Source organism: Pelovirga sp. (assembly GCF_059864205.1).
In genome coordinates this window covers 17,083-43,113 of record NZ_JCBCBS010000076.1, presented here as the reverse complement: position 1 = coordinate 43,113, position 26,031 = coordinate 17,083, and the positions used below count along the sequence as shown (strand labels likewise).

The following is a 26,031-nucleotide window of genomic DNA, read 5'->3' as shown; positions in this document are numbered from 1 at the left end:
GAGTTATGTTGCAGGATTTCAAACAATCCCTGGTCGTCTCCCTGTGGTTCGTTTTTCTCACTTTCCCTCTGCTGGTCGTCCGGGTCAACACCATCGAAAATGTGGTGGTCTGGCGCTGGTCCAACATCCTCTGGGTTGCCATCGGCAGTTTTGTCCTGTCCTATTTCTGGCGTTTTTTGCTGCTCCGGCGTAATCGCCGGCAAAAGCAGGCTGAGGAAGGGATTGCTTCGTACGGACCGCTGCAGGCGGCTCTTGACAACATCCTGTTGCGTAATCGCGCAATGGCTGTACTGCTGGTTCTGGCGCTGATATTCCCATTGATTTTTGATACCTACCAGACCAATATCATGGTGACAGCGTTGATTTTCGTTGTCCTGGGGCTTGGCTTGAATATCGGGGTCGGTCTGGCGGGTTTGCTTGATCTGGGTTACGTTGCCTTTTTTGGCGTTGGTGCTTATTCCTACGCCATTCTCAATTACTATTTTGACCTCGGTTTCTGGATAGTGCTGCCGATCGGCGGCATTTTAGGTTGTCTGTTCGGCATTGTCCTGGGTTTTCCTATTCTGCGTCTGCGTGGTGACTACCTGGCGATTGTGACCCTGGGTTTCGGGATGATCTTCAAGGTGATGATGGAAAACTGGGAAACCCTATCCCTGGGACCCAGCGGGATTGCCAATATTGATCGCCCCGGTTTTTTTGGGGTGCAGATGAGCCTGGCGCAATCAACGACCTACATCTATTACATCATGATAGCGCTGGTGGTGTTGACGATCATTGTCACCAATCGACTGAAAAACAGTCGGGTCGGCAGGGCCTGGATTGCTCTGCGCGAAGATGAGATTGCCTGTGTCGCCATGGGGATCGATATGGCCCGCACCAAATTGTCCGCCTATGCCCTCGGTGCCTTCTGGGCCGGCATAGTTGGCGTCATTTTTGCTGCGAAAACGACCTTCATCAACCCGGCCAGTTTCACCTTTATGGAATCAGCGATTATCCTGTCGATTGTTGTTCTGGGGGGGATGGGGTCGATCCTCGGGGTCATTCTCGGCGCTTTTATTCTGGTGTTGTTGCCGGAATATCTGCGGGCATTTTCCGAATACCGGATGCTGGTGTTTGGTGCCGCTATGGTGCTGATGATGATTTTCCGTCCGCAGGGACTGATCAGCAATCTGCGCCAGATTTATCAATATAAGGGGACGAAGGATAAAACTGCTCATGACTGAAAATAAACACAAATTACTGGAAGTCAAAGGGCTGACCATGGATTTCGGTGGTCTACGAGCGGTAGACAGCGTTTCTTTGGCTGTTCACGAAGGGGAAATTGCCGCTCTGATTGGCCCTAACGGCGCCGGCAAAACGACATTTTTTAACTGTGTGACCGGGATTTATACACCAACGAGCGGTGATATCCTGTTGCATCCCAAGGGACTGGAGACCCGCCGCCTTAACGGACTCAAGCCGAACAAGGTCACTGAAATGGGGTTGGCCAGAACCTTTCAGAATATTCGTCTTTTTTCCAGTATGACGGTTCTCGAAAACGTCATGATTGGGCGTCACTGCCGTACCCGTTCCGGTATTTTCCGTTCCATTATCCGTAATCGCGGCGTCCGTGAAGAAGAACAGGAGATTGTGGAAACCAGTTATCGGTTACTGGAAAAGGTCGGTCTGGAAAAATTCGTCAATGAGTTCGCCCGGAATCTACCTTACGGAGCCCAGCGCCGTCTTGAAATTGCCCGCGCCCTGGCGACCGATCCCTTTTTGTTGCTGCTCGATGAGCCGGCGGCGGGGATGAACCCTTATGAAACGTCAGAACTTGACCAACTGATTTGCCGGATTAGCGAAGAAGAGCAGATTGCGATTTTGTTGATTGAACACGATATGAAGCTGGTCATGAAAATCTCTAATCCGATCTATGTCATGGAATACGGCAAGAAAATCGCGCAGGGATCACCCCTTGATATCAGAGACAACCCCAAAGTGATCGAAGCTTACCTGGGAGAAGAAGTCGATGCTTAAGGTGCAGAATATTCAGACCTATTACGGGAATATTCAGGCGTTGAACGATGTGACCATTGAGGTGGGAGAGGGGGAAATTGTTGCGCTTATTGGTGCCAATGGGGCGGGCAAAACAACAACGCTGATGTCGATCTGTGGCATTACTCCCCCTCGCGCCGGCGCAATCTTCCTTGATGGCGATCCGATTCATGGGTTAAGCCCGGAAAATATTGTCAAAAAGGGGATCGTCCAGGTGCCCGAAGGGCGGCGGATTTTTCCTGACATGACGGTGCTGGAAAATCTGGAAATGGGTGCCTTTCTGCGTGGCAATAAACGCCAGATTGAGCAGGATCTGAACTATGTCATGACCCTTTTTCCTATTCTGGAGAAGCGTCAATCCCAGTTAGGCGGCACGCTGTCCGGCGGTGAGCAGCAAATGCTGGCAATTTCCCGTGCCTTGATGGCGCGTCCCCGGGTCCTGTTGCTGGATGAGCCGTCATTGGGGCTGGCGCCGTTGATTATCAAGCAGATTTTTGAGATAATCCGCCAGATTAACAAAGAAAGTAACACCACTATTTTTCTGGTAGAGCAGAACGCCAATCAGGCCCTTAAGCTGGCTGATCGCGGCTATGTTATGGAAAATGGCAGGATTACCCTGGTTGATTCAGCACCGAACCTGTTGTCCAACGTTGACGTGCGCAAGGCCTATCTTGGCATTTGACCCGACCGTTGCCGATTCATTCGTCAGGGCGTGAATACGACATGCGTAAGCTGTTTTCAACAGTGACCAAAAAAGTCGTGATCGGTTATCTGGTCATTGTCTTTTTTACTCTCGGTGCCGTTGGTTACGCCCTCTATCAGCTCCACCAGCAAACCCGTCACACCGAACATCTGGTACAAATCGAGTTTTCAACCTTTGAATTGTTGCGCGATCTGCAGCAGAACCTGCTGGCCCTGGAAAATATCGAAAAGCAGTTGCTGATATTGCGTGATGTCGAATTGATCGACCTGCGCCGCAATCGTAACGATGAACTGGTACGTCACGTCTTGACCCTGCAGGGATTGCCCAGCAATGAACAGAGTCAGACCCTGCTGCAAATTCTCGATGCTTACCGTCAGGCTGATAAGCACCTGGCAGCGGCACTGCAGCACGAAGACTGGGTGGTGGCAACGGCCCTTTCCGGTTCGACGATGGTGCCGCTGCGCACCCAGATTGTTGAATTGCTGGTGGCATACCGGGAACGCCAGCAACAACAGATCAATACCGATCTGACTCGCCTGTCGCAAAAAACCAGCGCAGCTTTTCGCGCTACTGTGCTTCTTACCCTGTTCGGGATCTGTCTTTCGGCACCGGTAACAATCACCGTTATCATCAGTATTCATCGCTCGGTCAAGGCGCTTAAAAGAGCGACACAATCGATTTCAGCCGGCCGTTTTGATCATCGCCTGGAACTTCCTGGTGATGATGAGTTCTCCGAGCTGGCACATGATTTTTATCAGATGGGGGAGAAACTGCGTGAACTTGAACAGTTGCATCTTGATGCCAACCCTTTGACCCTGTTGCCGGGCAATCGAGCTATTGACCGCGCTATAGACACCCGCATCAACCAGAAAATTGATTTTTGCCATCTCTATATCGATCTCGACAACTTTAAAAGTTATGGCGACCGTTACGGCTACAAAGCCGGTAGCGATGTCATCAGTCAGGTTGGAAATCTGATTCAAGCCGTTGTCAATGAATGCGGTCATCCTGATGATCTGGTTGGCCATATTGGCGGTGATGATTATGTTGTTGTGACCTCGCCGGATAAGGGTGAAGTGCTGGCACAGACGATTATTTCCCGGTTTGATGAGATGGTGCCAACTCTCTATTCGCCGGAGGATCGCCAGGCACAATCTTTTGTCGGCAAAGATCGCTATGGGGTGGAGCGCACATTCCCCCTGTTGTCGATTTCTATTGCCGTTATTCACTCTACCCGTTACAAGTATCCATCGCGTCTGGCAATCAGCCAGGATTGTGCTCGCCTCAAAGAATACCTGAAGCTGCAGGATGGTAGTACCTATATGGTGGAGGAACACAGGGAATGAGCCGGTGGCCTTTTGTGTTGTCAATAGCTACGTTGTTGTCTGGATGTGCTTTGTTGCTTCCCGAAGAAAAAGAGTTGCCGCCGGTACTGCCGGAATCGGTGCAGGTACAGCAGCAGGAATTTAACCGCTATCTTGATGATTTCCTTGCCGTTGGTGATTCTGCCGCCCTGGGTCAATACCTTGCCGGCGCCCCTGACAATAAACAGCATCAAGCGATGAGGCGCCTTGCCCGCCAATTGCAGCAGTGCCGCGCTGAACATGCTGAATTGTCGGCGGAACTGGAATCCGGAAATCAGCTGGTTACTGATCTGGAGGGGGAAAATCGCCAGTTGCGGGAAACCATTGAACAGCTTAAAAGCTTGCTGATTCAGCTGGAACAGCGCGCCCACTAGATGCCTCACAATGGCTCTTTTCAGCCGTAGCGTCGGTCAATCTGTTGACTTACCTGTGTGCCGTCCTATTTATCAACTCTCACCTGGCGTAGCCTGACGGTTCTTTGTCCCTATGTCCGCACCCTCACCCACAGCTGTTCCGCCGCGCGGTATTGTCCTTCTTTATGTCGGGTTAACCCTGCTGAGCCTTAACGGTCTGTTCGCCAAATTGATTCCCCTTGATGCTTTTTCCATAACACAATTACGCAGCCTCATTGCAATCGGCGGGTTCTATCTGTTCTGTCGGCTTTTTCGTATGCCTTTGCGGGTGCAAAGTTTTAAACAGTTGCTGGCGATTTATGGGCTTGGTGTGGTCATGGGTGTGCACTGGGGTACCTTTTTTTATGCCATGCAGATTTCAACTGTTGCCGTCGGCATTCTTGCCCTGTTCAGCTATCCGATGATCACGATTCTGCTTGAACCCCTCTTTGCCCGCTGTCGTTTGTCGGCACGTGATGTTTTTTCCGGAATCCTCGTGCTGGTCGGACTGCTGATCATGGTCTGGCAGGATCTGGGTGGTGGATTGTTCGGCAATATGCTGCAGGGTGCCATCTGGGGCGTGTTTTCCGCACTGTTGTTTTCCCTGCGCAATTTATGTCAGAAATATTACTTCGCGGCGATTCCCAGCAGTACCCTGATGTTTCATCAATTGGTGGCGATTGCCCTGTTGTTTGTCCCTTTTGTCGATCTGACAACTGCGCGTTTGCTCAATAACCATGACTGGCTGCTACTGGTACTGTTGGGTTTCCTGGGAACCGCCGCTGCTCACACCCTGTACACCGCCAGTCTGAAACTGTTGGCAGCCAAAACCGTTTCCCTGGTTGGCTGTATGCAGCCGGTGGTTTCTATTTTGCTGGCTTGGGTTCTTCTGCGGGAAGTGCCATCTGCGGCAGTTATTGTCGGCGGGTCCATTATCCTTGTCGTTGCCATTGCCGAATCCCTGGCCAGATCCCGCTAGCTTTTTCTTTTGTAATCAACTGGTTGTAGTACAAGCATGGGGCCCTCAATGCCCGCGGCAGAAACTTGCAATCTGCCGATTATGCGCTATTCTTTTAGCAGGTTGTGCACTGAATAGCGTGTTTTTTCGATTTATTTTTGTCCGCTTTTTCTCGGGCTGAGGTCGGCTGGAGCGGGCAGCCTGCCTTATTAAACCATCCCGCGTTTACCCAAGGAGGAAGCGATGAAACTGACAAAATGGGATCCGTTCAGAGAGATGGAAGGCTTGATGGGACGCCAGGATTGGCCGTTTCGTGGTGGCACAATGACTGCTGGCGAAGGCGCAGATTGGGCTCCGCGGGTGGATATCAGCGAGACAGACACAGGGTTCACCATCAAGGCTGATATACCCGGGGTCAAGCGTGAAGATGTAAAAATCAGTATTGAAGACCGGGTATTGAGTATCCGCGGCGAAAGTCGGCAGGAAAAAGAAGACAAAAGTGAAAAAATGCATCGGGTCGAGCGTTTTTATGGCAGCTTCAGCCGCAGCTTTACTCTACCGGAGAACATCGACATCGAAAAAATTGACGCCAGCTTTAAGGATGGCCTGTTAAACTTGGTTATTCCCAAAATCGAGGTGGTCAAACCCAAGAGCGTTGAGGTAGAAATCAAGTGATCGGCCGTGATGGCGGCTGTCGTTGTGGTGCCGGGAAGAAACCACTCCCGGATGATAAGGCAGGCAGGTTGACCTGCCTTTTTCTTTTTTGACGGCTGTTGGCCGACGACTAAGGTTCCTCTTCCGGAGTAACCAGATCGAAAGCTTCACTGACGGCAATGTCAATTTTCTTCGGTTTTCCCGCTACGTTATCGACATAAACCCAGTCGGTTTCTGCCCGCGCCGGCGGCATTCGATCCGCACAGCGAAAAAAACGATAACGGCGCATCGAGCGGGTTCTTTTCATGTTACAAACCCATGTTAGTATCTCGATTTCTTCACCGGCAAATGCCGGCTGCAGATATTCAATCTGGTGCGAGCGCACGACCCAGCTAGTGCCAAGTTGTTGATACTTGTCTATCGTCCAGCCTTGCGCATCCGAATGCCTGATTGCCACATCCTGCATCCATTGTACGTAGGCGATATTGTTAACATGGCCATTGGCATCGTTGGCATCATCAGGTACAAAAAAGCGATAGGAAAATATTTTTGGCATCCTTGGCCTCAAAAAAACAGGGTGTTATCGTCACTACTTACTCAGGAACCCTTCTGGATGGGTGTTGACGATAATCTTGACAGGGTTTGATCCGATTTTCGCATTTTCTCGCAGGTTGAGCAAATCATTGTTATGATGATGCTGTGAATCAACGGTTCAGCTTTTATCAGGAGGTTGAAATGAAATCGTATGGCAAGATTTATATCGGTGGTCACTGGTGCCTCCCGGCATCCACTGACTTAATCGAGGTCATTAATCCGGCAACGGAGGCCGTTATCGCAACTGTTCCGGCTGGTTCCTCAGTCGATGTCGAGGCTGCCGTAACAGCAGCGCGCAAGGCGTTGCCCGGCTGGTCGACGACCAAACCCGCCATCAGGGCCGGTTATCTGACTCAGATTTACGAGGCCTTGGTAACGCGCGGGCCGGAGTTGGCCGAATTGATGACCACTGAATTGGGAATGCCGATCAAGCTCAGTCAACGCATTCAGGCGGGATTACCGACGGTTGTGCTGGAAAGTTACATCAAACTGTTAGGTGAGTTTGCTTTTTCCGAACGAATCGGCAATTCCCTGGTGTTAAAGGAACCTGTTGGTGTCGTTGCTGCCATCACCCCCTGGAACTATCCCCTGCATCAGTTGATGATTAAGGTGGCAGCGGCTCTGGCTGCCGGTTGCACCATTGTTGCCAAGCCGAGCGAACTGACCCCTCTCAACGCCCTGGTGCTGGCAGAGATCATTGATTCCAGCGGACTGCCGCCGGGGGTGTTCAATCTGGTGTCAGGTTATGGTGCCGAGGTTGGTGAAGCGTTAGTTTCTCATCCGGATGTCGATATGGTTTCATTCACGGGTTCCACTGCCATTGGCAAGCGCATCATGGCCCTTGGCGCACAAACAGTGAAGCACGTGGCGTTGGAACTGGGGGGGAAGTCCGCAACCATCCTTCTGGATGATGCCGATATTGAAACCGCTGTCAAAGCCACGCTGAGCAGTTGTTTTCTTAACTCCGGCCAAACCTGCAGCGCCCATACCCGTATGTTGATCCCCCAGGATAAATACGAGCTGGTGGTGGCGTTTGTCCGTCAGCATGTTGCTCTTTATGTTCCGGAAAATCCTCTCAATACACAGGCCCGAATCGGGCCGCTGGTTTCTGCCGTACAACGTGATCGGGTTCTTGATTATATTCGCAGCGGCATTGCTGATGGTGCCGAACTCCTGATTGGAGGTATCGAACCACCGGATGGATTGCCTCTGGGCTATTACGTGCGTCCGACGGTGTTTGGCCGGGTGACAAAAGAGATGAAGATTGCCCGTGAAGAGATTTTCGGTCCGGTGTTGTCAATCATGACCTACCGTGACGAAGATGAGGCGATTGAAATTGCCAATGACACGGTGTATGGCCTGTCCGGCGCTGTCTGGTCGGCTGATCCGGAGCGTGCCGAGCGGGTGGCGAGGAAACTGCAGACTGGACAGGTCGATATCAACGGGGGACGCTTCAATCCCCTCGCACCTTTCGGGGGCTACAAGCAGTCCGGTAATGGACGGGAGTTAGGGCGTTACGGTTTGGAAGAGTTTCTGCAGACCAAATCGCTGCAGTTTTGACCGGCGCTATGTCATGACGCAGAGGTCCTTTGATTGACTTTTTGAGGGTTAGCCTTCCGGTAGCCCCGGTTTGTACTGCCTACAGGACTAAAAGCTGATTCACTCACTGAGTTCCGACGCAAAGGGCACCAGCAGAATTTCGATGCGCCGGTTCTCGGCACGTCCTTCTGCGGTTGCGTTACTGGCGATCGGGTAATATTCACCAAAACCGGCCGCGATCAGCCGATTACCAGGCAACCCTACCTCCTGCTGTAAAAAGTGGATAACGCTGGTGGCGCGGGCAGTAGAAAGCTCCCAGTTGGTTGGGAATTGCTCCAGCAAGCGTGGGCTGATCGGAACATTGTCGGTATGTCCGGCAACCTGCAAGGCGCGCTCAGGAAAGCGATTAAGCACATCACCAAGGTTTTTCAGGACACTTTTGCCTTCCGCGCGCAGATGGGTGGCTCCTGAGTCAAAAAGGATCTGATTGAGCAGGTTGACGGTCAGCTTGCCTTCAAGGTTGGAAATCGTGAGTTCACCGCGCTTGATCTCGTCCTCGAGGGCTTCAACCAGCTCCTCATAGGTGTGCCTAACCTGCGCCAATCGTGCTTCGCGGGCAATGCGTTCTTTGTCCAGAGCATGGTTTAATTCTTCAACAGTTGCTTGTAGTTCCTCGCTTCTGGCCTGCATTGCAGCAATGCGCTGCTGATGAAGGGAGAGGTTCCCCTCCTGGCGTTCCTGGGTGGCAGTAGCGACCAACAGATCGCGTTGCAGGCGGGAATTTTCCTGGAGAACCTCCACCAGGCGAGAGTTGAGGGTTGCCAGGTCCGCTTGCAGAATCTGCTTGTCCTGTCGCAACTCTGCTACTGTGGCTGTGAGGGTGGTCACATCCTCGCTGAGGAGATCGGCTTCGTTAACCTTTTGCTGATAGCTGTTCTTGCTGACGCATCCGGCGGTCAGTAACAGCAATGCTGTCAGGAAAAAAAAATGGCGATAATTCATTTGCTACTCCTCGTCAGACGTGGTTTTGGGCGGCGTTTAAAACGATCCCTATTTTTATCACAAGTAACGGAAATGTAAAGGGGATTTGCTCCCTTGGCGACATTGTTTTCAGTTGCGAGAGAGGGAGCCGCTATGCTATAGATGAACCTCATTTATGGCATAAGTTCTTTGGTTTTGGGGCTGTTGCTATCCTTCCGTGGAGAGACCAGGGATGAAGTTTGAAATTGAAAGAATTGTCCGCACGGCACTTGAGGAAGATATCGGTCTCGGCGATGTGACGTCCATGGCTACCGTCGCGCGTGATACAACGGCGCGGGCCGAGCTGGTAGCCAAGGAGGATTTTGTCGTCGCCGGTCTCGATGTGGCGGCTGCCGTTTTTCATCAGCTGGACAAAGATGTTCGATTTGAGAAGATTTTTGTTGATGGCCAGAAGGTGAAAAGGGGCGATGTTCTCGCCTGGCTGAAGGGATCTGCCCTGATGTTGCTGCAAGGGGAGCGGGTCGCCCTGAACCTGTTGCAACGCATGTCAGGGATCGCTACTCTGACCGCGCGTTTCGTGGCGGCAGTTGAGGGTACCGGTGCCTTTATCGTCGATACCCGCAAAACGGCTCCCGGTTTGCGGGCGCTGGATAAATATGCGGTGCGGGCCGGTGGCGGGCGCAATCACCGTATTGGTCTTTTTGATGGGGTGCTGATCAAGGAAAATCATATTGCCGCCGCCGGGGATATTGCCGCAGCGGTTGCCGGCGCTCGGGAAAAAGTCCCCCACACCCTCAGGGTAGAAGTCGAAACCCGTGACCTGAATGAGGTTCAACAAGCCCTTGATGCTGGTGCTGATGTGATTATGCTTGACAATATGACCAACGCCGAGATGGTTCAGGCCGTGGCCCTGATTGATGGCCGCGCTCTGACGGAGGCCTCTGGTGGGGTCACCCTTGAACGGGTTCGTGAGATCGCCGAAACCGGTGTCAATATCATTTCTGTCGGTGCTCTGACCCATTCGGTGCTTGCGGCTGACATCTCGATGCTGTTCAAGTGATTCCGCCTCCTTTGTCTTCCCGTGATCGTATTCTGGCATTGCTGCGTTGTCACGCTGATGGCTGGTTGTCGGGTGAAAAAATCAGCACAGAGTTGCAACTGTCTCGGGCGGCGATCTGGAAACAGATTAATTCCTTGCGGGCCTTGGGCTTGGCGATTGAAGCGCGGCACGCCAAAGGCTATCGGCTACTTGAAATCCCTGATCTGCTGTTTAACAGCGACGTTGCCGGCGAACTTGATTGCCGTATCGTCGCCCGCTCACTGGACATCCTTCAGGTTGTTGATTCAACTAACCTGCAGTTGAAAGCCCAGGCGGAAGCAGGTGCTGCGGAGGGTGCTGTGCTGGTCGCTGATCAACAGTTGGCCGGTAAAGGGCGTCTGGGGCGGCAGTGGGCCTCTCCGGCCGGAGTGAACCTTTATTGTTCCATATTATTAAGGCCACAGATTCCGGTTCAACAGGCTCCGCAATTGACTTTTCTTTCCGCGGTAGCGGTCGTTGATGTTCTTGAGACGGTCGGCAAGGTCAAGGCAGAAGTCAAATGGCCTAACGATATTCTCGTTGGCGGGGCAAAAATTGCCGGTCTGCTCAATGAAATGAGTGCAGAAACCGAACAGATTAACTATGTTGTCCTTGGTATTGGCATTAATCTCAACATGACTGCCGATCAGTTCCCGCCGGAGCTTAACTATCCGGCAACATCGGTTCTGCTTGAAACCGGCCAGTTGGTTGACCGCCGGGTTTTTCTTCGCGCGTTGCTCGAGCGCCTCGATTTCTATTATGTTGAGTTTCTTGAGCAAGGGTTTGCTTCGATCCGTCAGCGCTGGGAACAGCGGTGTCCTATCATCAATCGTCGGGTTTCCGTCGACGCCGGCCCGGTTGGTACGGTGGTGGGACTGGAGGTGGATGGCGCCTTGCGCCTGCAGTTCGATGCCGGCACGATTGAACGGATTGTTGCCGGCGATGTGCGCCTGGTCAACTGATTGACGTTAAAAAGGATATTGACGCCATGCTGCTGGTGATCGACGTAGGTAACAGCAATACCGTATTGGGTGTTTATCAGGATCAGCAGTTGATCTATGACTGGCGGGTTGCTACCGATAAGTACCGCACCGTGGATGAATATGCCATGCTCATGCGGCAACTGTTTCAACTTGGTGGTATCAGCTTCTCCGACCTGCGCGACGTGATTGTCTCAACCGTCGTCCCGTCGATGCAGAATACCGTCGAAGGCTTGTGTAAGAAATATTTTCAGTTGACCCCCTATATGGTTGGTCCGGGAATGAAAACCGGCATGCCGATTCTTTACGATAACCCCAGGGAAGTCGGCGCTGATCGTATTGTCAACGCGGTTGCCGCTTATGAACAGTCCCGTTGCGCCCTGATTGTGGTAGATTTTGGTACGGCGACAACTTTTGATGTGGTATCAGCCGACGGTTGTTATCAGGGGGGAGCCATTGCCCCGGGAATCGGGATTTCAGCCGATGCGCTGTTTGAGCGGGCGAGCAAGTTGCCCCGCGTTGATTTTTTGAAACCCGCTCAGGTTATTGCCAAAAATACAGTCAACAGCATACAGGCGGGGATATTTTTTGGTTATCTCGGCCTGGTGGAGGGGATTGTCGGTCGCATGAAAAAAGAGTTGCCGCAATCGCCCCTGGTCGTCGCCACTGGCGGACTGGCTGCGCCGATTGCCGCGGCAACAACAATAATTGATCTAGTAGAGCCTTTTCTCACTTTGAAAGGGCTGCGGTTGTTGTACGAGCGCAACAAAAAATAGCAGGCCACTAATCTTTCTGTGCTTCGCAATGCTGCGTAACCTGTGTCGGTTCCAGCAATTTGCGGGGAAGTGACTTTTCATGCAAAGGAGCGTTTCATGAGCAAGCACGACACGACAAAGGTAAGAAATCTTGGCATTGTGGCGCACAATGGTGCCGGCAAAACCTCTCTGGTTGAGGCGATCATCTTCAATACCGGGATGACCGAGAAGCTGGGGAAGGTTGACCTTGGTACCTCGTTAATGGACTTTGAAGAGGAAGAAATCAAACGCAAGTCGACCTTGAGCGCGAGTCTCAATCACTGTCGCTGGGGTGACTACAGTCTCAATATCGTCGACACTCCCGGGGTCAGCAACTTTCTTCATGACACCCGGCGCTGCCTGCGTATCCTCGGCGGGGCGGTGGTTATTGTTTCCGCTATCTCCGGAACCAAGGCTCAGACCAAACGGATATGGGAATGGTGCGATAACTTCGAAGTGCCGCGCATCGCATTTGTCAATAAAATGGATAAGGAGCATGCGGATTTTCTCAAAGCCGTCGATGATATGGAAAAATCCCTTGGTGCCAGAGCGGTGGTGGTAACCCAGCCCATTGGCGCCGCAGAAAACTTCAAGGGAATTATCGATCTGGTGCGGATGAAAGCGCGCGTCTATACCTTTGATGAAACCGGAAAGTACGCTGAAACCGATGTTCCCGAAGAGTATCTGAAGGAGGCCACGCGTCTGCGTGAGCAATTGCTTGAAGCGGTCGCTGAGGCTGACGATGAATTGATGGAAAAATACCTTGAAGGGGAGACATTTTCCCAGGAGGACATCCTGCGAGGGTTGCGTGAGGGCACCCTGACAGGAGTTTTTACCCCGGTTTTCTGCGGCAGTGCGACGGCCAATATCGGTGTGCGGCAACTGCTCGACTATGTTGTTGCCTGTTTGCCATCGCCCATTGATAAGGGGATCCAGGTCGGCTTCAAGCCCGACACTGATGTGCCGACGGAGCGCAAACCCAGCCCTGATGACCCCTTTTCCGCCATGGTGTTCAAAACCATTAACGACCCCTATGCCGGCAAATTGACCCTGATGCGGCTGTACTCGGGGACGCTGTCGGCTGATACGGTTGTGTTGAATCCGAACAAAGATGAGAAAGAGCGGATCAGCAACCTTTATAAAATGGAAGGGAAAAAGCAGACCCCCATCGAGGTTGCCGCCGCCGGTGACATTATCGCTGTACCAAAACTCAAGGTGACGGCCACCGGAGACACCCTCTGTGATTTAAAAGAACCAATCATGTACGAACCACTGGTGCCCCTCAAACCGGTGATATCCTTTGCGTTGGAAGGTCGTAACAAGGGAGATGAAGACAAGATTTATACCGGGCTGCAGCGTCTCATGGAGGAAGATCCGACCCTGACCGTAACCCGTGACGATGAAACCAAAGAAATGGTTCTGTCAGGGATGGGGCAAATCCATCTGGAGGTCGCTGTTGAACGTCTCAAGCGTAAATATGGCGCAGATGTTATTCTGAAAGAGCCCAAGGTGCCGTATCGGGAGACGATTCGTGCCTCGACCCAGGTTCAGGGTAAGTATAAGAAACAGTCAGGCGGTCGTGGTCAGTACGGCGATGTCTGGATCGAAGTCAAGCCGCTTCCACGCGGTAGCGGCTACGAGTTCGTCGACAAGGTCGTAGGTGGTGTTGTCCCGCGCAACTACATTCCCGCTGTCGACAAAGGGATTATCGAAGCGATGAAAACCGGTCCTCTGACCAAGAACCAGGTGGTTGATGTTCAGGTCAGTCTTTATGATGGGTCTCATCACTCCGTCGATTCGTCAGAAATGGCCTTCAAAGTGGCCGGCTCCATGGCCTTCAAAAAAGCCATGGAACAGTGCAAGCCTGTTCTACTCGAACCGATTATGGCGATGGAAATCACCGTGCCTGATGACTGTATGGGGGATGTTATTGGCGATTTGAACTCACGCCGCGGCAAGGTTGTCGGGGTAGAGCCGCAAGCTAACAGTCAGACTATCCGTGCTGAAGTGCCGATGGCCGAAGTGTTGCGCTATGCTCCGGAGTTGCGTTCCATGACCTCCGACCGTGGCATGTTCACCATGGAATTCAGCAAATATGAAGAAGTCCCTTCCCATCAAACCGCCAAGATTCTTGAAGAACAAGCCAAAGAGGCTTAACCTGTATGGCGGGGTGTCCGTCCTGGGTGCCCCGCCGAAAATTTTTCCGGGAATCAGATCATGACAGAAGACAACAGCCGGGATCATTCAACGTCGACAATTACCAACACCGCTGTAAATCCCCCGGCATCGGCGCCCAAAAAAAGGATTGAAGATCTGCTGTTAGACGATGAATCCCCCATAAAAACTTTCAGGGAGCTTGCCGGTCAGGAAGCGAAAAGCGGCAAGAGCCCAGACCGTTCGTTGCGCTGGCCCCTTGTTGTGTCCGCGCTACTGATTGTCGCTGTTGTCGGCTGGTTTCAGTTCGGCGAATTATTCACTGGTCAGTCAGGGTCGCAAGATCAGATTCGCGTTGAAAAACGGATGGTTGTTCCCGAACGCCCGCAACCACAGGCAGCCGCCCAGCAAAAGAACGCGGATACAGCGCGGGACGTCGTGACCGGGGATGGGAGCGTTGATACTGAAATAGCTGAACAAGTAGTAACTGACGAGGCTGCTGAAGTGGCTGCTGAAGTGACAGAGGCTCCGCTGACTGAGGCTGTTGCTCCCCCCGAAGTTGTCCCTGGTGCTACCCGAGAGGATAGCGACGAAACCGTTTTGATCGCGACACAGGGCATAGTCAACCAAGAGCAGCAGATCGCAACAGAAGCGCCGGCTCCTGTGGTAGCTGAGCCGACTCATCGGGTTCTGGTCGGCCCCCTTGTCAATCAGAGGGATCTGGAGCAGGCAGCAGCACTGTTGCGTGAGCGCGGCTTTGAGCCGTACCAGCAGCATGGCTCGGGGACTGTTGATATGATCAGATTGCTCGAAGGGATCTACCCTCAGGCCCAAGCCCAACAGCGCCTGGAAGAGCTGCATAAAGAGTTCTCTTCTGCTTTTCTGCTCCCGGATGGTGAGCGCTGGGCACTCTACATCGGTTCTTTTTCTGATCGTGAACATGCACGTCGCCAGCAGCGCGAGTTGGCAGAACGGCAGATCCAGGTGGTGCCGGTTGATTCTCAACTGACCATGGAGGGACCGTTGCTGATTGTTGCCCGCAGTAGTTTGCAAGCTGCCGAAGAGGTTGCTGCAGAAGTCAATGCGGTTGGTTTGCGTGCGCGTATTGAGATCGAACGCTGATAAGGTGATCTGTGAACGGCGAGCATAAAAGCGAAAAGGTTCAGATCAAGCTCCCTGCTGAAGTGGCCAAAATCATGGGCAAGTGGGGTGGCCACGGTGTCCGGTTAGCTGCGGCCCGTGGTGCCTTGCCCATGTCCGGCCTCAATCTGGTCATGGTCCTTTTTGTTTTTTATCATGGTGATAATCAGGAACTGAAAGAAGAGGCGTTAAGTACCCTGCAGACCTTGCCGGCACAGATTCTTCTGGCCGCCCTGACCGAACCCCAACTTCATCCAGCGATTATCGACCTGATTGTTCATCTGCGCTATGAGGATGCAGTAGTGATGCAGGCGGTTCTTGCCCATCCCATGACCGGGATCAGAAGTCTGTTGTTTGTTGCCGAGAAGAGTTCTGGCGATGTCCTCGATATGCTGGCTGATCATGATGAAATTCTGCTAAAGTCCGACGTTATTCGTAAGATTATCATCAACAACCCCAATGCTGACAAGGTAACGCGATTGCGCCTGGGGTGGGTTGAGCCGCAGGAGGATCCAGCTCACACCGACCAGCGTGGGCCGGGAAATAAGAGCGCTGCGGCTACCCCCCAGATAGAAGAGACGGCAGAGGCTGACGCTGTTGATGTGGATGAATGTGATGAAGAGTCACTCTCCAAATATCAGCAGTTGCAGGAGATGACGGTCAACGAAAAAATCAAGATGGCCCTGACCGGCGATAAGGAGTGGCGGACGTTGCTGATCCGGGAGGCAAACAAACAGATCAATACCGGTGTGTTGCGTAATCCGCGCATCACCGAGGGGGAAGTGCTGGCGGTGGCGCAGAATCGCAGCAGCAGTGAAGAACTGATCCGGGTCATTCTGCTTAATCGTGACTGGGTGAAACTTTATGATATGAAGAAGGCCCTGGTGCATCATCCGCGGACGCCAGTGCAGCAGGCGATGCGCATGATGAACTTTCTGTCGGAGCGCGATATCAAGGAACTGGCAATCAGTCGCAATGTTACCCAGCCGATTATCAACAATGCCCGCCGCATGTTAACAACCAAGAAAAAATAAAGGTCACTGTACAGCACGAGATCGGGGCTGCTACGCCAAGGGATACTTTGCGCCGTCCATGGCGACCGACGCCCTTGTCATGGCAGCCCCGATCTCGTACAAAGTGGGTACTGAGTCGTAACAAAAAATTAACTCTTTCTTATTCTCTGGTAAAGGAGCTGCGCTGATGTCTTCTGAGCGATACCGTATTGGTATTCTTACCCTGTCAGACAAGGGCGCCCGTGGTGAGCGGATTGATGAGAGCGGGCCGCTTTTGTCATCGATGGTTGCTGGATTGGGCGATGTTGCACGTTATCAAATTATCCCCGATGAGGCACAAACCTTGACCCTGATGTTAACCCGGTGGGTTGATGACTTGAAGCTCGACCTGATTCTTACCACCGGCGGCACCGGGCTCAGCCCGCGTGATTTAGCCCCCCAGGCAACGGAAGTGATCCTCGATTACCAGATTCCTGGTATGGCGGAAGCGATGCGTGCTGCCAGTCTTATTAAGACACCACATGCCATGTTGTCTCGGGCGCTGGTCGGAGTGCGCAAACAGAGTCTGATCATCAATTTGCCCGGAAGCCCCAAGGGGGCCGGAGAAAACTTTTCAGTGTTGCTGCCGGTACTTCCCCACGCCCTGGCCAAACTCAAAGGCGATCCTGCCGACTGCGCTGTGGCGCCATAACAGCTTACCGTAAATGGGGATAGCACTGTCAGTAGCTGCTCAAATTGTCGTAGTACCCGATTAGCATAGCGGTCTTTTCCTCTTTAAACAATATTTGCGCATTCTTCCGACGGTTGTCGTAAGCATTTCTGGCCATGAAAGCCGCTGGAAGATAAAAGAAATCATAGCTGCTGCCGAATGTTGACGGGCCGCAGTCCCCTTCCTGATTTTTCCCTTCAAGGAGACAGCATGCGTATTACCCCACTGACAGAACTGATCGATCGCTCACACAAGCTACAGGAAAAGCTACGTGAACAGGACATCGATGCAACCATTCTGGTACAGAATAGTGATCTGTTTTATTTTACCGGCTCCATTCAACGTGGCCTTTATTATCTGCCGGCAGAAGGGGAGCCGCTCTATTTTGTCTTTCGTGACCAGGGGCGCGCGCGCATGGAGTCCGGGCTGTTTCATGTCGTGCCCCTTGATCGGCTTGGCAGTTTGCCCGGTGAACTTGTTCGTCGCGGGTTGCCGCTGCCGCAACGTGCAGGGATGGAATTCGATGTGCTACCGGTGGTCGAATTGCAACGCTATAAAAAGTTGCTTCCCGCTACCGAGTTGGTAGATGTGAGCTCACTTGTGCGCACCGTGCGCGCAGTGAAGAGTAGCTACGAAATCGAAATTATGAAGGATGGTGCCTTGCTCGCCGATCGGGTTTATGAGCAGGCAAAAAATCTGCTTGTTGTCGGCAAGACCGACCATGAGGTGATGGCTGAACTGTTCAGCTTTGCCCTCAAAGAAGGGCACCAGGGGCTGATCCGTATGCGCCGCTTTAATGCCGAAATGTTCTTCGGCCATATTTTTTCCGGTGCTGATGGCGCGGTCCCGGCGCACCTGGATGCTCCTTTAGGTGGCCTGGGAACAACCCCCGCTGTTGGTCAGGGGGCCGGGCACAAAAAAATTGCTGCCCATGAGCCTATTATCGTTGATTTTATCATCGCCTATGACGGCTACCTGGTCGACCAGACCCGTACCCTGTCGATTGGCCCCCTGCCGGATAAATTGTTGCGGGCCTATGCTGATATGCTGGAGATTCAGAAATTGATGTTTGAACTGGCGCGGCCGGGATTGAGCTGGTCCGAGCTGTATCAACGCTGCCATGAGCGCGCCTGTGAGATGGGACACGAACAACATTTTATGGGCTCAAGCCCATCACAGGTGCGATTTATCGGTCATGGCATTGGTGTCGAGGTCGATGAATACCCCTTCATTGCCGCAGGCTTTGATGATCAGGTGCTGCTACCGGGGATGACTTTTGCCTTTGAACCCAAGGTTGTTTTCCCGGGAGTAGGTGCAGTAGGGATAGAGAATACCTGGTGGGTTACGCAAGAAGGTGTAAAAAGGTTGACCTATTCCCATGAAGATTTATGGCAGTTGCCTTTGCCGGCGTCTACTTGATAGGTGCTTTTTTTCTGATTAGCGCCACACCTTGTTTTTCCAATGAAAGAGAAATTGTCCGCGACTGTTGGTTTTATCAGGTGATTAGATTTGCACATCAATACAGATCATGTGTCGAGGGCCTTCTGCAGTTCCGTGAGGGTTTCGATGGCGCCACCAGCAAAGGAAAAATGGTCACCACGAATCTGCGGTTCGCGCGGGTTGATACGAAAAACGCTGGTATCGGGACGCTGACCCAGGCGCTCACTGAGGTTGCGAATGGTTGGTATCGTTGTGCCGGCACCGATTTCAATGACGACCAATGGTTTTTCCTGATACTGCCTTAGAAACTGATCGAAACCTTCTTCCTGGGTGGCCGAGCGTTGGTGCAGCCAGGCGTAGTCACCGAACATCAGGATATTGGGTCTGGCTACGCGCCGACATTTGGGGCACAAAGGGACAGAGGTGGAGCGCATGGTCGCTTCATTGATGTCGAAGGTTTCCTGGTTAAGCCAGATATCGCGACTGCAGGGGGTTGTACATTGAAGATGATGGATGGAGCCATGGACTTCTAGAATCTGATCCTCAGTAAAGCCGGCTTTCTGGAACTGGCCGTCGACGTTTGATGTGGCAATGAAGGTTGGCAGGTTGAATTGTTCGCCCCAGGCCTTGATGAGGTGAAATCCGGCATGGGGAACGGTGTTGCGATAAAGATTGGTGCGGTGGCCGTAAAAGCCCCAGCCAAAGTGCGGATCCTGCTCAAAATGTTCAGGATTTGCCGCTTGGATAAAGCTCAAGCCCAGACGTTCGTACATGGGGTAGGCGTTCCAGAATCCCTGGTTGCCGCGAAAATCGGGGAGCCCGGAATCAACCCCCATGCCGGCACCTGTGGTGATTACCAGGGCCTCAGCGTTGCGGATGCGCTGTGCTGCTTCAGAGAACCGTCCTGTTACTACCATTGTTGCTCTCCTTGTTTAAATTGCCACCGACACCTTGACCGGTTGCAGAGTGCGAATCAGTTCCGCCGGGGAAATTTCAACCAGCAGACCGCGCTTGCCGCCGTTAATCCAGATTTTCTCCAGTTGTTCGATCGATGCTTCCATGTAGACAGGCAGGGGCTGTCGGGTTCCAAAGGGAGAAATGCCGCCGGTCTGGTAGCCGCTAAGGCGATCAGCTTTATCCGGATTGCAAGGGCTAACCTGTTTGACTTTGAGCTGTCTGGCCAGATGTTTGAGTGATACCTCGCAGCTGCCGTGCATCAGAACGATAAATGCTTGCTGCTGATCATCTTCCATGATCAGGGTCTTGATAACCGAGAATTCAGCGACATTCAGTGCCTTGGCACTGGCTTTTGTCCCCCCTTTTTCTTCGTAAGGATAGAGATGCGGAACAAATTTGACCTTATGCTGTTTTAGAAAACGGATCGCTGTCGTTGCCGGAACCTTCAGCTTGCTCATCGTTGATCTCCGTCACTGGGGCCAAGCAGATTGTTTGTTGTCAGCGGGCAATCCATGACAAGGGAATACAAAAAATGCTGATCACCGTTGCTATGGCAAATATCAGCCCACCGATCTGAAAAAGTCGTTCGGTCTGACGTAAGCCGCGAATGCTGATCGGCATCCACCAACCGATGGCTGCGCCTGATAGCAAACCACCTAAGTGCGCGGCATTGTCGGCACCGACCATAATCCCGAAAATAAAGGCCATCACCGCCCACTGAAACATGAAATTGCGGCGTTGAATACCAATATGTCCACCAATACGGTGATAATAGCTGACGGAAAAGCCGATGAGCCCAAAAATAGCGCCGGAGGCCCCCACGGTAACGACCTGGGGGTGCCAGAACAGGCCGGCAATGGTAGCGACCAGGGCGGTAACAATATAGATTGACAGAAAACGATTCCAGCCAATTTCCTGTTCCAGTAGCGGGCCAACCTGATAAAGAACCATCATGTTAAAACCCAGATGGATCAGACCGCCATGGGTAAAGGCGTAGGTAATAGCACGCCACCACTGCCCCCCTTCCAGCACCAGGGGCCAGTACTGCCCTCCCCAGTAAACCAGCAGATTAGTGGGAGGTCTGAGCATCACCTGCATGCCCAGGCCCAGGATGGTGCCGTGCAGAACCATCAGGGTAAACAGGACCAGATTGGTATAAATCAGAACCTGCACGAGCGAGCGCCCGCGCAGGGAGTTTTTGAGAAAAAACAGGTGACGTGACGGTTGGTTCATGTAGTACTCCAAAAAATCCCGGCTAAAATAGACTTTTTATCCAGCCAAGGGCAAAAAAGGTGCCGATGGACGACCCGAGGGACGAAAATAGAAAGACCAGCAGTACCCGCGCCAGGCGGTTGTGCCACCAGCCTTTTAGGCTCAGTAGATCTTCACCAACCCGCTTCATATCAGATACCAGTGGCGGGGCAACAAAAGATTGTACCAGTGCGGTAACAAAGCCGGCACCAATAGTTGGATTAAGGGATGTTAGTGGTGCAGCGATAAAAGCGGTGATAATGGTGGCTGGATGCCCCCAGGCCAGCAGCGCACCGGCGGCAGAGAAAAGGCCATTGGCAAGAACCCAGGCCCAGGCGGCCTGGGCCATCTGCTCAGAGTCGGCGAAAAAAAAACCACCGACAAACAGTGTCAGCACGATGACGGGAATCGCCCAGGGGATCAATTTTGACGAAAGGGATTTGGGGGGGATTTTGTTGATCCGCTCGATGTCAGTGGCGCTGGCCTGCTCCCCCTCCAGTCGTGCTATGATTCCAGGCAGATGGGCCGCACCAACAACCGCAACAATCGTGTCTCCCGGTGCCTGGCGGATATGATAGGCCATGTAGATGTCGCGCTCATCGACGAGGATCTGCTTGACGGATGGCAACAGTTCTCCCATTTCCTCCAGCATGCCGGCGAGGTTGTCTGCTTGCCTCAGTCTGGCCAGTTCCTCTTCGTTGATCTGCTGCTTTTCAAAAAGGCCGGCAAGCAAGCTTGCCAGAACCTTCATCTTGTTCCACAGTCCGGTAATGCGCCACACCCGTAACAGGGTGGTACGGATGTTGCGGTCAACCAGTTCCACTCTTATCCCGCGCTCTTCGGCAACCTGAGCTGCAGCAGCAAGTTCTGCGCCCGGTTGTACCCCGGTGGCTAAACCCATGCGCTTCTGGTAGGAAGAAAGGGCGAGGTTGACGAGAAGAAAGGGGAGCTGTTTTTTACGGATGACTTCTTTAAGGTTGAGGGATTCCCACCCCTTCTGATTAATCAGAGACTGGTAGCGCTGCTGGTCGAGTTCGACACAGACAGTGTCAGGATGCAGCTCATTGATCGCCCTGACAACGGTATCAACTGATTCCTGGGAGATGTGGGCCGTGCCAATCAGGGCAATGTTTTTGCTGTCAACCGTCAGATGGGTAACATCTGCAGATAATGGTGATTCGCTCACGGGTTCCTCCAGGACAATCCAAATCAATGAAACTACATGAAAAAACAGAGTTGCATACTAGCATAATGGCGGCGGTGGGGCCATGGTTTCGGGTTTTTTCAGCGGATAAAAAACAGGGATAGACGGTTCGAAACGGGGAGGAGCAAGAAAAAAACAGGGGACCCGGCTAGTTGCCGGAACCCCTTGATAAAGACGACTCTCCACCGCTACCGTGGGTCGTTGGACTCACATCGAGTGCCAATGAGGTGGGGCATGCTGTAAACCCTTCAGGCGTCCCACTCAAAGGGTGGGCTGGCTCACCGGATTTCTGTAGTGTGCCCCGATTTACTGCTATTCCGAGTGGACGTTCTGACCTCACCTGCAGGGCAGAGAGTCGATCATCGTCTATGTTTGCCAGTATAGATAAAATAGCGGTAAAGATCAAAAAGAATCGTAACAACTCCGTAACCACTTTGTACCGGATCGAGGCTGCCATGACTAGGGCGACTGTCGCCATGGACGGCGACAGTTGAACGGCGATGGACGGCGCAACGTGCCCCTTGGCGTGGCAGCCCCGATCCCGTGTTGAACAGTTACAAAGTATCATTTAAAAAGAACCGCAATCTCGGGGATGAAAAGAGATCAATTTAGTGCTATTATGCAGCGTTGAGCAAGGTCGGTTGATAGGCCTTTCATTGATCTGTGCCCTTTACGGCACCAAGCTAATGGAGGAAAACGATGCCCAAACGTCTCGAAGTGTACAAGTGCAGTATCTGTGGAAACATTGTCGAAGTGATGCACGCTGGCGCTGGTGCGCTGGTTTGCTGTGGTAAAAACATGGAACTGATGACAGAAAATACCGTTGATGCCGCAACCGAAAAGCACGTTCCGGTGATTGAGAAGGGTGATGGTACGATTACCGTCAATGTCGGCAGTGTTACCCATCCGATGGATGCGGCTCACTATATCGAGTGGATTGAATTGCTTGCTGACGATAAGGTTTACCGTAAATTTCTTAAACCCGGCGACGTTCCAGAGGCAACCTTTCATGTAACCGCAGAAAAGGTCACTGCCCGTGAATACTGCAATCTGCATGGTCACTGGACTGCCCAGGGCTAGTTAGTTTTCATCCGGAAATTGCATTAAAAAAGCAGATACATCCTTTTGGGCGTATCTGCTTTTTTTATGATCTGTGTAAGGTCGTCCTGAGACGGGCAGATTCTTGTGCCCGTCTCAGGGGACTATCTATTGATTAGAGGATAACTCCCAGATAGGCGTTGGTCTGTGCCTGTTTCTGGCGCACCACTTGCTGAGGATCGACCTCAACAAATTTTTCATCCGGGGTGACTTTAAACAGGGGTTGCCCCTTCTGGATGATGCTGCCGTCGCCACTGTCGATAAGAATCTTGTCGATGGTGCCGGAGAAAGGTGCAGGTACCTTATTGAACATCTTCATGACCTCCAGAATGAACAACGGCTGACCTTTCTCAAAGTGCATTCCTTCGGTGACGAAAGGTGGCAGGCCGGGCGCTTCCTGACCGTAATACATGCCGCCGCCGGGCGACACAATCTCGTCGGCCTTGGTCGAAGGCGGTGGCACCAGGATTTTTTTCATGGCAGCCTGGAGTTCCGGATCGTGGAGATATTCGGGAATCGTCACTTCCAGATCTTCTTCGACGCGCAGATCATAGAAGTTGGTATTTTCTGCGACCAGGAAGAGCATGCCGAGCAGTTCGTTGCCAATTTCATAACCGGCATGGGCGGACTGGATGCGCTCCCAGGTTTCCTTGTCGTAGCCCCCTTGCGGTTTGTCCTTGGCGAGGAGGTCGTTAAGCTCAACGAAATCCTGTGCGGTAAGGGAGAGTTTCTCGCGCAGTTTGGCATAGAAGCTGAGGGCATCTGCGAGTAGATCGCGATCGTGGGTCCAGATGACTTCAGCCGCCGGTGCTTCGGCCCGCCAGTTCATGTTGAGGTAGCGATAGGTATCTTCAAGAACCAGCAACGGATTGCGCAACCAGAGAATTTTGCCATTTTCCATGCGGTAGTTGCATTTGTTGAGACTTAACCATCCTGAGAGCAGATGAGGATCATTCAGCAACATTTCCATTGGTCGGGTCAGCAGCGTTCCCTTGCGGTCAAGGGCTAAAGAGGAATCCCTGGCGCCTTCCACATCATCAGCGAAGAGATTGCCGTAGTGTTTTTTGGTGGCTAGAAAGGCGTGAACGACATCGATCTTCTGCGCTTCTTCCTTGAGTTTGCCGACCAGAGTCAGATAAGGAACGATAAAACGGGTGGTCGGCTTGGCCATGACATTGTTGCCGATGAACCAGTTGACCAGGCCGTAATGGAACTTCAGATTGGTGGCCAGATTGCGCCCCCGCAGCACAGTACTGCACAGCACCTTCGAAAGGTGATTGTAGCTGTTGAGACGATCCCCCCCCTTGGTCAAAAGCAGGGCAATGTTGGAGTCGTAAGCACCAGCAAGGTGATAGAACATGAATTGACCGGTGTCGGGGTTGGGGGTGCTGATCCCCTGGTCATCACGGATTTCCCCTTCAATCGGGGGGGACCAGTAAAGGATGTAACCGCCGGCACTCGGTGACAGGGAGGCATCGGTAGCGTTCAGGCGCGCTTCTGCGGCAGCGCCAAAGCGTGGAATGCGTTCCGGGCGGGGCAGACGATCCTTGTGAAGTGCCAGCAGAGCCATGGCTTCGACCAGGGATTCGACGATAAAGAACTCGTTTTTATCATCGGGATTGGTGAATTTGAGGCTGTAGACCAGCTCGGTGACACGGTGCTCAACCTGGATGCGGGTGTTGACCTCCATAAAGTAGTGGCGCGCACCATCAACGATACATTCGAAAGTCGATGCCGAATCGAGCCCAACCGCGAGCCCGAAACGCTCGGACTCTTCTTCCATGCGCTTAAGCACGGTCAAGTCAGACTCGAGGGCTTTGACTTGTTTGCTGTTCCTGGCCTTTTTCGCCTTGTCGATCTCTTGCGCCAGGCCTTCCTGAGTGACGGAAATCTCCAGCAGTTTCTGCTCGTGCATCTGTAAAGAGCAATCACGGCCACCCAGAGCGATACACCACTGACCATTACCCAGCAGCTGAATCTCGTTGTGACGGGTCTGCTCAATATTCAGTTCGATCAGCACGTTCTTGTTGTCACCAACACCGTTGGCCTTAACCTCACCGAGAATTTCCCGGACCAGCCCCGGCGCATCAGCTGCAGCTTGCTCAATCTGTTTGTCCGTCGGCTGCTTGGCCATTAGCAGCGAGGCACCGAGGATCCGCTGCCCCTTGCCGCCACCACCACCGATGGCTTTGAGGCGAATCCGCGCTCCCGGATATTTTCTGAACATCTCAGCACATTCGAATTGCACCTGCTGGCCTAGTTCCTCAATGGAAATAAGGTCAATGCCCTTACTGTAGGATGCAAAAAGGACAGCGTCGGCTAGATCCTCGAGGGGGATGTCCTTGTCGTTGATCAGTTTGTGATCAAGATTCAACTCTTCTGCTTTGACTAATTCGCGCAATTGTTCACGGGTCTTGTTTTTCTTGAGCAGGGTACGGGCGGTAACATTGTCGATGCCCGGAGTAACCGAAACGTTAACCTGCAGGGCGGTGCGCTTGGCTTCGTCTTTTTTCCCGGCTGCGCGCTGGGTACCGGAGCAGGGACCAATAAAGCGCAGGCCGGCATTTTCGAGGGCGGCGACAAACTCATCATCTTCCGCCATAAAGCCGTAGCCGGCAAAAATCGAATCGTAGCCGTTGTCTTTGGCTATACTGATAATCTGCTGAATCCGTTCGAGACGCTCTTCTTTAGAAGCGCCACTGTAGTCGGGGACCCGATGAACCCTGCTGGTATCGGTAAGCTGACGCAGTTCCGGGGACAGGGCATTGGGATAGACGATGGAGTCTTTTTCCGATAAGAGAATACCATAGTGGGAGATACCCATTTCTTCGTAAACGTCCATCGCTTCTTTACGAATCGGCCCACGACAGACAATCAATGGTTTTAATTCCTCGCAGGAAAAGGAACTGATCCACTTCGATGGTGATTTGCCGAGACGACGATCTTTATGGATCAGGGGATTATTAAAGTACAGGGCGATATCTTGTTGCATGA

At 52.5% G+C, this 26,031-nt stretch carries 24 protein-coding genes and 1 other RNA gene; 17 read left to right on the top strand and 8 right to left on the bottom strand.

Translation table 11 applies throughout. The features are described from left to right. The first annotated feature begins 5 nt into the window (after positions 1–5). The 7 genes from AC6F7T_RS04765 (at position 6) to AC6F7T_RS04735 (ending at position 6,126) form a co-directional block, all read left to right on the top strand. Positions 6–1,223, top strand: a complete 1,218-nt coding sequence (locus tag AC6F7T_RS04765) for an ABC transporter permease subunit (protein ID WP_500716854.1) — start codon at positions 6–8, stop codon at positions 1,221–1,223. Further along, positions 1,216–2,016 carry an ATP-binding cassette domain-containing protein gene (locus tag AC6F7T_RS04760; protein ID WP_500716853.1) on the top strand — a complete coding sequence of 267 codons (801 nt, stop codon included), beginning with the start codon at positions 1,216–1,218 and terminating at the stop codon, positions 2,014–2,016. Before AC6F7T_RS04765 ends, AC6F7T_RS04760 begins: the two co-directional genes overlap by 8 nt. After that, on the top strand, positions 2,009–2,716 hold the full coding sequence (locus tag AC6F7T_RS04755; protein ID WP_500716852.1) for an ATP-binding cassette domain-containing protein: 708 nt from the start codon (positions 2,009–2,011) through the stop codon (positions 2,714–2,716). The genes AC6F7T_RS04760 and AC6F7T_RS04755 overlap by 8 nt, the downstream gene beginning before the upstream one ends. Before the next feature lie 41 nt (positions 2,717–2,757). Continuing rightward, complete coding sequence (locus tag AC6F7T_RS04750) at positions 2,758–4,083, top strand: diguanylate cyclase (protein WP_500716851.1); 1,326 nt, start codon at positions 2,758–2,760, stop codon at positions 4,081–4,083. A gap of 50 nt (positions 4,084–4,133) precedes the next feature. After that, positions 4,134–4,475 carry a hypothetical protein gene (locus tag AC6F7T_RS04745; RefSeq protein WP_500716850.1) on the top strand — a complete coding sequence of 114 codons (342 nt, stop codon included), beginning with the start codon at positions 4,134–4,136 and terminating at the stop codon, positions 4,473–4,475. Between the two features lie 112 nt (positions 4,476–4,587). Continuing rightward, on the top strand, positions 4,588–5,472 hold the full coding sequence (locus AC6F7T_RS04740; protein WP_500716849.1) for an EamA family transporter: 885 nt from the start codon (positions 4,588–4,590) through the stop codon (positions 5,470–5,472). A 222-nt stretch (positions 5,473–5,694) separates the two neighbouring features. After that, positions 5,695–6,126 (top strand): Hsp20 family protein, encoded by a 432-nt coding sequence (locus tag AC6F7T_RS04735; protein ID WP_500716848.1) that lies wholly within the window; start codon positions 5,695–5,697, stop codon positions 6,124–6,126. A gap of 109 nt (positions 6,127–6,235) precedes the next feature. Here AC6F7T_RS04735 and AC6F7T_RS04730 read toward each other — a convergent pair whose 3' ends face one another. After that, complete coding sequence (locus tag AC6F7T_RS04730; protein WP_500716847.1) at positions 6,236–6,661, bottom strand: thioesterase family protein; 426 nt, start codon at positions 6,659–6,661, stop codon at positions 6,236–6,238. Positions 6,662–6,840: 179 nt separating this feature from the next. On the opposite strand from AC6F7T_RS04730, the gene AC6F7T_RS04725 reads away from it, so the two are divergent. Further along, positions 6,841–8,259, top strand: coding sequence for an aldehyde dehydrogenase family protein (locus tag AC6F7T_RS04725; RefSeq protein WP_500716846.1), 1,419 nt, complete (start codon positions 6,841–6,843; stop codon positions 8,257–8,259). 99 nt (positions 8,260–8,358) lie between these two features. On the opposite strand, the gene AC6F7T_RS04720 is transcribed toward AC6F7T_RS04725, so the two are convergent. After that, positions 8,359–9,240: an OmpA family protein gene (locus AC6F7T_RS04720; RefSeq protein ID WP_500716845.1), complete on the bottom strand. Its 882-nt coding sequence runs from the start codon at positions 9,238–9,240 to the stop codon at positions 8,359–8,361. 211 nt (positions 9,241–9,451) lie between these two features. On the opposite strand from AC6F7T_RS04720, the gene nadC reads away from it, so the two are divergent. The 8 genes from nadC to AC6F7T_RS04680 all read left to right on the top strand — a co-directional run bounded on the left by nadC (position 9,452) and on the right by AC6F7T_RS04680 (position 18,506). Beyond that, positions 9,452–10,279 carry a carboxylating nicotinate-nucleotide diphosphorylase gene (gene nadC, locus AC6F7T_RS04715; protein WP_500716844.1) on the top strand — a complete coding sequence of 276 codons (828 nt, stop codon included), beginning with the start codon at positions 9,452–9,454 and terminating at the stop codon, positions 10,277–10,279. Next, positions 10,276–11,259: a biotin--[acetyl-CoA-carboxylase] ligase gene (locus AC6F7T_RS04710; protein ID WP_500716843.1), complete on the top strand. Its 984-nt coding sequence runs from the start codon at positions 10,276–10,278 to the stop codon at positions 11,257–11,259. The genes nadC and AC6F7T_RS04710 overlap by 4 nt, the downstream gene beginning before the upstream one ends. A 26-nt stretch (positions 11,260–11,285) precedes the next feature. After that, positions 11,286–12,053 carry a type III pantothenate kinase gene (locus AC6F7T_RS04705; RefSeq protein ID WP_500716842.1) on the top strand — a complete coding sequence of 256 codons (768 nt, stop codon included), beginning with the start codon at positions 11,286–11,288 and terminating at the stop codon, positions 12,051–12,053. A gap of 96 nt (positions 12,054–12,149) precedes the next feature. Continuing rightward, the gene (gene fusA / locus AC6F7T_RS04700; protein WP_500716841.1) at positions 12,150–14,228 is read left to right on the top strand and encodes an elongation factor G; all 2,079 of its coding nucleotides are present in this window, start codon (positions 12,150–12,152) and stop codon (positions 14,226–14,228) included. Between the two features lie 60 nt (positions 14,229–14,288). Beyond that, on the top strand, positions 14,289–15,347 hold the full coding sequence (locus tag AC6F7T_RS04695; RefSeq protein ID WP_500716840.1) for an SPOR domain-containing protein: 1,059 nt from the start codon (positions 14,289–14,291) through the stop codon (positions 15,345–15,347). A gap of 11 nt (positions 15,348–15,358) precedes the next feature. Beyond that, the gene (locus AC6F7T_RS04690; RefSeq protein WP_500716839.1) at positions 15,359–16,399 is read left to right on the top strand and encodes a hypothetical protein; all 1,041 of its coding nucleotides are present in this window, start codon (positions 15,359–15,361) and stop codon (positions 16,397–16,399) included. A gap of 166 nt (positions 16,400–16,565) precedes the next feature. Next, positions 16,566–17,069 (top strand): molybdenum cofactor synthesis domain-containing protein, encoded by a 504-nt coding sequence (locus AC6F7T_RS04685; protein ID WP_500716838.1) that lies wholly within the window; start codon positions 16,566–16,568, stop codon positions 17,067–17,069. A gap of 228 nt (positions 17,070–17,297) precedes the next feature. Further along, positions 17,298–18,506 (top strand): M24 family metallopeptidase, encoded by a 1,209-nt coding sequence (locus tag AC6F7T_RS04680; RefSeq protein ID WP_500716837.1) that lies wholly within the window; start codon positions 17,298–17,300, stop codon positions 18,504–18,506. 107 nt (positions 18,507–18,613) lie between these two features. Here the strand turns inward: AC6F7T_RS04680 and AC6F7T_RS04675 are convergent, their stop codons facing one another. The 5 genes from AC6F7T_RS04675 to ssrS form a co-directional block, all read right to left on the bottom strand. Continuing rightward, on the bottom strand, positions 18,614–19,444 hold the full coding sequence (locus AC6F7T_RS04675) for a Sir2 family NAD-dependent protein deacetylase (protein WP_500716836.1): 831 nt from the start codon (positions 19,442–19,444) through the stop codon (positions 18,614–18,616). 15 nt (positions 19,445–19,459) lie between these two features. After that, positions 19,460–19,942: a Cys-tRNA(Pro) deacylase gene (gene ybaK / locus AC6F7T_RS04670; protein WP_500716835.1), complete on the bottom strand. Its 483-nt coding sequence runs from the start codon at positions 19,940–19,942 to the stop codon at positions 19,460–19,462. Between the two features lie 40 nt (positions 19,943–19,982). After that, complete coding sequence (locus AC6F7T_RS04665; protein WP_500716834.1) at positions 19,983–20,717, bottom strand: rhomboid family intramembrane serine protease; 735 nt, start codon at positions 20,715–20,717, stop codon at positions 19,983–19,985. 22 nt (positions 20,718–20,739) lie between these two features. After that, positions 20,740–21,921: a TraB family protein gene (locus AC6F7T_RS04660; RefSeq protein ID WP_500716833.1), complete on the bottom strand. Its 1,182-nt coding sequence runs from the start codon at positions 21,919–21,921 to the stop codon at positions 20,740–20,742. 193 nt (positions 21,922–22,114) lie between these two features. Then, positions 22,115–22,296: non-coding RNA, 6S RNA (gene ssrS / locus AC6F7T_RS04655), on the bottom strand. Between the two features lie 342 nt (positions 22,297–22,638). On the opposite strand from ssrS, the gene AC6F7T_RS04650 reads away from it, so the two are divergent. Beyond that, entirely contained in the window at positions 22,639–23,019 is a 381-nt protein-coding gene (locus AC6F7T_RS04650; protein ID WP_500716832.1) for a desulfoferrodoxin, read from the top strand. A 133-nt stretch (positions 23,020–23,152) separates the two neighbouring features. Here AC6F7T_RS04650 and AC6F7T_RS04645 read toward each other — a convergent pair whose 3' ends face one another. Continuing rightward, positions 23,153–26,029, bottom strand: a complete 2,877-nt coding sequence (locus AC6F7T_RS04645; RefSeq protein ID WP_500716831.1) for a biotin/lipoyl-containing protein — start codon at positions 26,027–26,029, stop codon at positions 23,153–23,155. Positions 26,030–26,031 lie beyond the last annotated feature (2 nt).